This window comes from Streptomyces sp. NPDC060031 (assembly GCF_042736805.1).
GTDB lineage: Bacteria > Actinomycetota > Actinomycetes > Streptomycetales > Streptomycetaceae > Streptomyces.
This window is the reverse complement of the sequence record NZ_JBHWVM010000164.1, coordinates 1-7,495: the sequence shown is the minus strand read 5'-3', so window position 1 is coordinate 7,495 and position 7,495 is coordinate 1. Positions and strand designations below refer to the sequence as shown.

Genomic DNA, 7,495 nt, shown 5'->3' with positions numbered 1-7,495 from the left:
GCTCCCCACCCTTCCGGGTGGGGAGCCGTTGCCCTACAGTCGCCTGACGCTCCGTCAGATGTGGCGGGTCGGCCACGGCATCGCGGAGGGGACCGTACATGCGCCTCGGACTCGCACTCGGCTACTGGGGCCGCGGCCCCAGCCCGGCCCACCTCGACCTCGCCGTCGAGGCCGAGAACCTCGGCTACGACTCGGTGTGGACCGCCGAGGCCTGGGGCTCGGACGCCTTCACCCCGCTCACCTGGATCGCCGCGCACACCTCGCGGATCCGGCTCGGCACCGCCATCGCGCAGATGGCCGCCCGCACCCCCACGGCCACCGCCATGCAGGCCCTCACCCTGGACCACCTCTCCGGCGGCCGGATGATGCTGGGCCTGGGCCTGTCCGGCCCGCAGGTGGTCGAGGGCTGGTACGGGCGCCCCTTCCCCGCGAGCCCGCTCACCGCGACCCGCGAGTACGTCGACGTCATCCGCCAGGTGCTGCGCCGCGAAGCCCCCGTCACCCTCGACGGCCGCTTCCACAGCCACCCGTACCGCGGGTCGGACGGCACCGGGATCGGCAAACCGCTCAAGTCCATCACCCACCCGCTGCGCGCGGACCTGCCGCTCCTGCTGGGCGCCGAGGGGCCGAAGAACATCGCCCAGACGACCCGGATCGCGGACGGCTGGCTCCCGCTGTACTGGTCGCCGACCCGCACCGACGTCTACCGGGCTTCCCTGACCGACCTCCCCGAGGGATTCATGATCGCCCCGATGGCCCGGGCCGCGGTCTGCGACGACGTCGCCGAGGGGCTGCTGCCCGTCAAGGCCATGCTCGGCTTCTACATCGGCGGCATGGGCCACGCGGCCCGCAACTTCCACGCCGACCTGATGGCGCGGATGGGCTACGAGGAGGAGGCGCACCGCATCCAGGAGCTGTTCCTGGCCGGGCGCAAGGAGGAGGCGGTCCTCGCCGTCCCGGACGCCTTCGCCGACGAGATCTCCCTGATCGGCCCGCGCGAGCGGATCGCGGAGCGCCTGGAGCTGTGGCGCAAGGGCCCGGTCACCGACCTGCTCCTCACCGCCCCGGACCCGCACACCCTGCGCGTCCTGGCGGAGCTCAACAGCTAACTCAACAGCTAGTTCAACAGCTAGTTCAACAGCTAACTCGACAACTAGTTCTCCGACTGGTCCGGTGGCGTCTCCGCGGCCTGCGGCACGGCCGCCAGCAGCTCCCGCAGGTCCAGCGGCATCACGGCGATCTCCATCGTCCCGCCGCCCGCGTACGCGCAAGTGACGATCCGCGACCCCGGGTTGATGGAGATCCCCTCCCGCACGGAGGGCGCCCGCACAGCCGTGGCCCGGCCGTCGGCCAAGGCCACCGGGTCTCCGCGCCGGGGAACCCAGTGGGCCGCGCCCTGCTCGGCGTACACCCGGCCGACGCGCCAGCGGCCCTCGCCGGCGGGCTGCCGCGCCATGCACGGGATCCCGGCAGCCGGCCCGGCGGCCACCCGCGCACGGTGCTTACGCCGCAGGAGCCACCCGGCGCCGGCGGCCCCGGCGAGGGCCGCTGTCGAGGTGAGGACGGAATCGATCACACGACCCATTGAAACAGGTGGCCGGGGCTAGCCGCCCAGCTGGCCGACGCTCGGGACCTGGTCGGTCACCGTCGCGCCCGCGCCCTTGCCCGCTTCCTTGACGCCGTTGATGACGTCCTGGAAGGAGCCGATGTCGGCGTCACCCGCCTGGCCCTTGCGGAGCTTGCTGCCGAGGCCCTTGAGGGATTCGATGCCCGCCGTCAGCGGGACCATGGCCTTCGACAGCAGCGGGTCGCCCTTGGCGTTGTCGGCCGCCGCCTTCAGCCGGTTGTACGCGAAGGCACCCGCGAGGCCGGCCTTGATGAGCGCGAACGTACGGCCCTTCGCGCCCTTCTTGAACTTGCCCGCGCGGTACGGCTTGATGATCCACTGGTACGTCGCCCCGGCCGCGAGCCCGGCATTGGCGACGAAGCGCGTCTTGGCGAACTTCTGCTTCTCCGCCGACGTGCTGGGCGCGGGCGTCGCCGCGGCCAGCTCGTCCTCCTCCGCTGCGGCCGGCTCCGCGGCCGCGAGGGCGGCCAGCTCGGCGACCGCCGCGGCGGAGACGACCTCCTCGCGTTGGCCTCCACCGTCACCGCCGCCGCTGCCGCAGGCGGTGGCACCGGCGACCAGCGCGGTGGACAGGACCAGCGCCGTGAGGGCGCGGCGGAATCGGACGGTGGTGGGTACGGCCACGATTGCCTCCGGGGACTGGGGTGTCCCCCGCAGCCTCACCCCGGCCGCCAGACCGCACCACTTGGGGGACCCGTTCGGGTTTGCGCCCCGCCCGGGCGGCAACACGCGCTGCATGCCCACACACACGCGAGTACGCACCCGAGGAAGCAGCCAGGCGGGCCGGGCCGTCGCACTGGTGGCGGACGCACTGGCCTTCGTGATCGTCCTGTGGATCCTGCTGTACCTGCTGGACGCCAACCAGGGCAACGGCCTGGTCGACTTCATCCACGACGCCGCCGCCTGGCTGTCCGGCTGGTCCTACGACCTGTTCACCTTCAGCCGCGCATGGGTCCAGGTCGTCGTCGGCCACGGCATCGCCGCCGTGACCTACCTCTTCATCGGCCACGCCGCCGCCGGCTGGCTCTACCGCCGCTGACGGCCCGTCTCAACCGCAGCAGTCGGGCTCCAGCCCGCTCGGCAGCGAGGTCCCTCCGAACACCTCGACGGTCGCCTCGTCCCCGCCCAGCGCCGCGACGGCGAGCAGGAGGGACCCGGCGGTCCAGGTGGTCTGCTCCACCGGCCACACCGCCTTGTCCTCGAACACGTAGCCCGTCCAGTACATGCCGTTCTCGGCCCGCAGGTGGCCGATCGACCGCAGGATCTCCAGCGCCCGGTCGGCCTCCCCCGTCGCCCACAGCGCGAGCGCCAGCTCGCAGGACTCCCCGCCCGTCACCCACGGGTTCGGCAGCACGCACCGCACCCCGAGGTCCGGGACGACGAACTCCTCCCACCGCTCCTCGATCCGCGCCCTCGCCTCGGCGCCGGTGAGCGCACCGCCCAGCACCGGGTAGTACCAGTCCATCGAGTAGTGGGACTTGTCCAGGAACCGCTCCGGGTGGCGGCGTATCGCATGCCCCAGCGCGCCCGCCGCCAGCTCCCAGTCCGGCTGCGGCTGCTCGCGGTGCTCGGCGATGGCCAGCGCGCAGCGCAGCGCCTGGTGGATCGAGGAGGACCCGGTCAGCAGCGCGTCGGTCACGGCCGCCCCGTCCGCCTCCCGCTTCCAGCCGATCTCGCCGCCCGGCTGCTGGAGCGCGAGCACGAACTCCACGGCCGCGAACACCGCCGGCCACATGCGGTCCAGGAAGGTGTCGTCGCCGGTCGCCAGGTAGTGGTGCCAGACCCCGACCGCGATGTACGCGACGAAGTTGGTCTCCCGGCTCGCGTCCTGCGGCTCGGCGGTGTCCACGCCGTCCGGCCGGTCGGCGTAGGCGGCGTGCCAGGAGCCGTCCTGGTTCTGGTGCCGCGCGAGCCACTCGTACGCCCGCTCCGCGGCCTCGTGCTCGCCCGCCACGTCGAGCGCCATCGCGGCCTCGGTGTGGTCCCACGGGTCCAGGTGGTGGCCGCGGAACCACGGGATGGCCCCGTCCGCGCGCTGCGCGGCGAGGATCCCCGCCACCGTCGCGGCGGCCTGCTCGGCGGTCAGTACGCCGTCCAGGACCAGGTGTTCCGGCTCGGTGCGCCCGGGCGAGGTCACAGGGCGGCGCCGACCGGGAGGTGCGGCTTGGTCGCGTACGCCACGAAGCTCTTGCCGATGACCGGGTTGAGCGCCTGCTCCGCGAGGCGCGTGGCCAGCGGCTTCTTCATGATGTCCCAGACCAGCAGCTTGTGGTACGCCTTGACCGGCAGCGCCTTGTCGTTGTCCACGCCGAAGGCGCACTTGAGCCACCAGTACGGGGAGTGCAGCCCGTGCGCGTGGTGCGTGCCGTACGGCTTGAGGCCCGCGGCCTCCATCTTGCCGAGGAGCTCGTCCGCCTTGTAGATGCGGATGTGTCCGCCCTCGACCTCGTGGTACGCGTCGCTGAGCGCCCAGCAGATCTTCTCGGGGCCGTAGCGCGGCACGGTGATGGCGATGCGTCCGCCGGGCTTGAGGACGCGGACCATCTCGGCGAGCACGCCCTTGTCGTCGGGGATGTGCTCCATCACCTCGGAGATGATCACGACGTCGAAGGACTCGTCGGGGAAGGGCAGCGCGAGGGCGTCGCCCTCCATGGCGGTGGCGGTGGCGCCGGCCGGGGCCTCGCCGGCCTCCTTCATCGCGGCGAACCACTTGGCGACCTCGCGGATCTCCTCGCCGTTGCGGTCGACGGCGACCACCTGGGCGCCGCGCCGGTAGCACTCGAAGGCGTGTCGGCCTGCGCCGCAGCCCAGATCGAGCACGCGGTCGCCTGCTGCGAGCGGGAACCGGGAGAAATCGACGGTCAGCACGTGGTCCTGCCTTCGCGGAGGTGGGGGCGGGGAGAGAGACGGAACGGGAGGAACAACGGGAGCGGCAACGGGAGGAGGAGCGACGAGAACGGGCCCGAGGTCACCGCGTACGGCGGGTACGGGCGGCCTGCTCGACGGCGGCGCGGTAGTGCACGACGGTCCCCTCGGCGGCTCTCGCCCAGGTGAACCGGGCCAGCACCCGATCGCGCCCGGCGGCGCCGAGGCGGGCGCGCAGTTCCGCGTCGCCCAGCAGCCGGCTCAGCGCGGCGGCCAGCGCGCCCGCGTCGCCCGGAGGCACCGCGAGGCAGGTCTCGCCGTCGGGGCCGGCGACCTCGGGGATCGCACCGCCGGTGGTGGCGACCAGCGGGGTACCGGTGGCCATGGCCTCGGCCGCCGGGAGCGAGAAGCCCTCGTACAGGGAAGGCACGCAGGCGATCTGCGCGCTGCGGACCAGGTCGACGAGCTCGGCGTCGGTGATGCCCTTGACGAAGCGCACCGCGTCCTGGAGCCCGTACGTCTCGATCGCGCGGGCGACCGGTCCGCGCTCGGCGCGCTTGCCGACGACGACGAGGTGGGCGTCGGGCTGCTCGGTACGCAGCTTCGCGAGCGCCTCGACGAGGTGGACGAGCCCCTTGAGCGGCACGTCGGCGCTCGACGTGGTCACGATCCGCCCGGGCACGACGGCCACGGACGCGTCGGGCGACCACAGGTCGGTGTCGGCGCCGATGTGCACGACGTGGATCCGCTCGTCGCGCACGCCCAGGTGCTCGGCGATCTCCTGCCGGGAGGAGCCGGAGACGGTGAGCACGGACGGCAGGCGGCGGGCGACGCGGCCCTGCATGCGCGTAAAGGCGTACCAACGCCGCACGGAGAGGCGCTTCTTGCGGTCCGGGGCGGCGGCGAGGTCGAGCTTGCGATCGACGGTGATGGGGTGGTGGATCGTCGTCACCAGCGGCGCGCCGAGCTCACCCAGCAGCCCGTACCCCAGCGTCTGGTTGTCGTGGATGACGTCGAACTCCCCGGCGCGCTCGCGGAGGTGGCGGCGGGCGCGCAGCGAGAAGGTCAGCGGCTCGGGGAAGCCTCCGGTCCACATGGTGGCGACCTCGACGGCGTCGATCCAGTCCCGGTACTCGTCGCGCTTGGGGGTGCGGAACGGGTCGGGGCTGCGGTAGAGGTCGAGGCTCGGGAGCTCGGTGAGGGTGGCGCCCGTGTCGAGCACGGGATAGGGCTGCGCGCCGATGACCTCGACGGAGTGGCCCAGCTTCACGAGCTCGCGCGAGAGGTGGCGGACGTAGACGCCCTGGCCGCCGCAGAACGGGTTCCCCTTATAGGTGAGGAGTGCGATGCGCAACGGGCGGTCGCCGTCGGTGGCGGCACCCACGAAAGGGCTCGTCACCATGGCCTCAGCGGTCACTCTCGGCCCCCTTCTCCCTGCACTTTCGCCGGAGCGTAACCGCTCGCATAATGTAGAACAAGTTTCAGACTTGATCCGTTGAAGACCATTGAATCTACCGGCCGGAAACTACACCGTAAGAGGTGGAGCAGGTGATTCGCGCCACGGCTCCGGCGCCTGACATGCTGGCTCCGGAGCAGACCTCGCCACGCCAGGAACGGGACACATGACAGCGGATGCGAAGGCCGTCACGAGACCGGCGACCATACCGGCGTCCCCTCCCCTGACGGAACGCCAGGAGGCACGTCGCCGCCGGATCCTGCACGCCAGCGCCCAGCTGGCCAGCCGGGGCGGCTTCGACGCCGTGCAGATGCGGGAGGTCGCCGAGTCCTCCCAGGTGGCGCTCGGCACGCTCTACCGCTACTTCCCGTCCAAGGTGCACCTGCTCGTCGCCACCATGCAGGACCAGCTCCAGCACATGCACACCACCCTGCGCAAACGCCCCCCGGCGGGCGACGAGCCGGCGGCCCGGGTGGCGGAGACCCTGATGCGCGCCTTCCGCGCCCTCCAGCGCGAGCCGCACCTGGCGGACGCGATGGTCCGGGCGCTGACCTTCGCGGACCGCAGCGTGAGCCCCGAGGTGGACACGGTCTCCCGCCTGACCACGGCGATCATCCTCGACGCGATGGGCCTGGACGCCCCACCGACCCCGGAACAGCTCTCGGCGGTCCGCGTGATCGAGCACACCTGGCACTCGGCCCTGATCACCTGGCTCTCGGGCCGCGCCTCGATCGCCCAGGTCAAGATCGACATCGAAACGGTCTGCCGCCTGATCGACATAACGGCCCCGGATTAGGCCTGATCCCGCCTGCGGGGCGGGGGTGACGGCGGCGGCGTCGCCGGCGGCCCAGGGCGGGACCGGGCGGGACCGGGCCCGACCGGGAGCGCGACAGGGTTTGGGGGTTTCCCACTTTCCCGTGCTGCATTGGGGGGCGGGGGGCCGGCCCGGCGAAAGGCGGCCCCAACCTGCCCCGAACGGTGGCCAGATGACCATAGAGGGGGGTCAGGCGCGTCAGACCGTTACGCACTCCACTTGCTCAGCGTCCGCAGACCGTCCGTGGCCGGACATAAGCCGCCAACGATCGCTACACGCTCCTACGAGACGGCGACTGCGGGCTGAATTGGGCGCCTCACGCACCACCTGGACCCGATCCCGCCCCGGATCGCCCCGGATCGCCCCGCAGGTCACAGCAGCCCCAGACGGTCGTCAGTCGCGGTCGGCGAGGAGTGTGCAGAGAGTGTGGGCGGCTTATGTCCGGCCACGGCCGGTCTGTGGACGCTGAGCGAGTGGAGCCCGTCGCGGTCTGACGCGCCTGACCCCCCGACAGGATCATCCAGCCACCGTTCGGGCAAGGTTGAGGCCGTCTTTCGCCGAGGCCTCCTCCCATCCAGCAAGGGCGTATGGCTAGGAGGTCAGATCGGTCCGTCCCCCGGCCCGTTCTTTTGGGGGTTTCCCGACAGTCTTCGTATTTCCGTGGCGGGCCGGCCTGTCAAGGGTGGCCGAAGGCCATCGCGCAGCGACGCGACCGCAGGGAGCGCCCTTGACG

At 72.1% G+C, this 7,495-nt stretch carries 8 protein-coding genes; 3 read left to right on the top strand and 5 right to left on the bottom strand.

Translation table 11 applies throughout. The annotated features are described in order from the left end of the window. Positions 1-98: 98 nt before the first annotated feature. Complete coding sequence (locus tag ACFWB8_RS36110; protein ID WP_385237279.1) at positions 99-1,109, top strand: LLM class F420-dependent oxidoreductase; 1,011 nt, start codon at positions 99-101, stop codon at positions 1,107-1,109. Positions 1,110-1,153: 44 nt separating this feature from the next. Here the strand turns inward: ACFWB8_RS36110 and ACFWB8_RS36105 are convergent, their stop codons facing one another. Further along, on the bottom strand, positions 1,154-1,576 hold the full coding sequence (locus tag ACFWB8_RS36105; protein ID WP_385237276.1) for a hypothetical protein: 423 nt from the start codon (positions 1,574-1,576) through the stop codon (positions 1,154-1,156). A gap of 27 nt (positions 1,577-1,603) precedes the next feature. After that, positions 1,604-2,251, bottom strand: coding sequence for a hypothetical protein (locus ACFWB8_RS36100; RefSeq protein ID WP_385237273.1), 648 nt, complete (start codon positions 2,249-2,251; stop codon positions 1,604-1,606). Positions 2,252-2,363: 112 nt separating this feature from the next. On the opposite strand from ACFWB8_RS36100, the gene ACFWB8_RS36095 reads away from it, so the two are divergent. After that, complete coding sequence (locus ACFWB8_RS36095) at positions 2,364-2,666, top strand: hypothetical protein (RefSeq protein ID WP_385237270.1); 303 nt, start codon at positions 2,364-2,366, stop codon at positions 2,664-2,666. Positions 2,667-2,675: 9 nt separating this feature from the next. Here the strand turns inward: ACFWB8_RS36095 and ACFWB8_RS36090 are convergent, their stop codons facing one another. From ACFWB8_RS36090 to ACFWB8_RS36080, 3 genes are all read right to left on the bottom strand, one after another. After that, on the bottom strand, positions 2,676-3,764 hold the full coding sequence (locus tag ACFWB8_RS36090; RefSeq protein WP_385237267.1) for a prenyltransferase: 1,089 nt from the start codon (positions 3,762-3,764) through the stop codon (positions 2,676-2,678). Next, the gene (locus tag ACFWB8_RS36085; RefSeq protein ID WP_365927891.1) at positions 3,761-4,495 is read right to left on the bottom strand and encodes a class I SAM-dependent methyltransferase; all 735 of its coding nucleotides are present in this window, start codon (positions 4,493-4,495) and stop codon (positions 3,761-3,763) included. The genes ACFWB8_RS36090 and ACFWB8_RS36085 overlap by 4 nt, the downstream gene beginning before the upstream one ends. A 100-nt stretch (positions 4,496-4,595) precedes the next feature. Further along, the gene (locus ACFWB8_RS36080; RefSeq protein WP_385237264.1) at positions 4,596-5,909 is read right to left on the bottom strand and encodes a glycosyltransferase family 4 protein; all 1,314 of its coding nucleotides are present in this window, start codon (positions 5,907-5,909) and stop codon (positions 4,596-4,598) included. A 205-nt stretch (positions 5,910-6,114) separates the two neighbouring features. Between ACFWB8_RS36080 and ACFWB8_RS36075 the strand changes: the two genes are divergently transcribed. Continuing rightward, positions 6,115-6,744, top strand: a complete 630-nt coding sequence (locus ACFWB8_RS36075; RefSeq protein ID WP_385237260.1) for a TetR family transcriptional regulator — start codon at positions 6,115-6,117, stop codon at positions 6,742-6,744. The last annotated feature ends 751 nt before the right edge of the window (positions 6,745-7,495 follow it).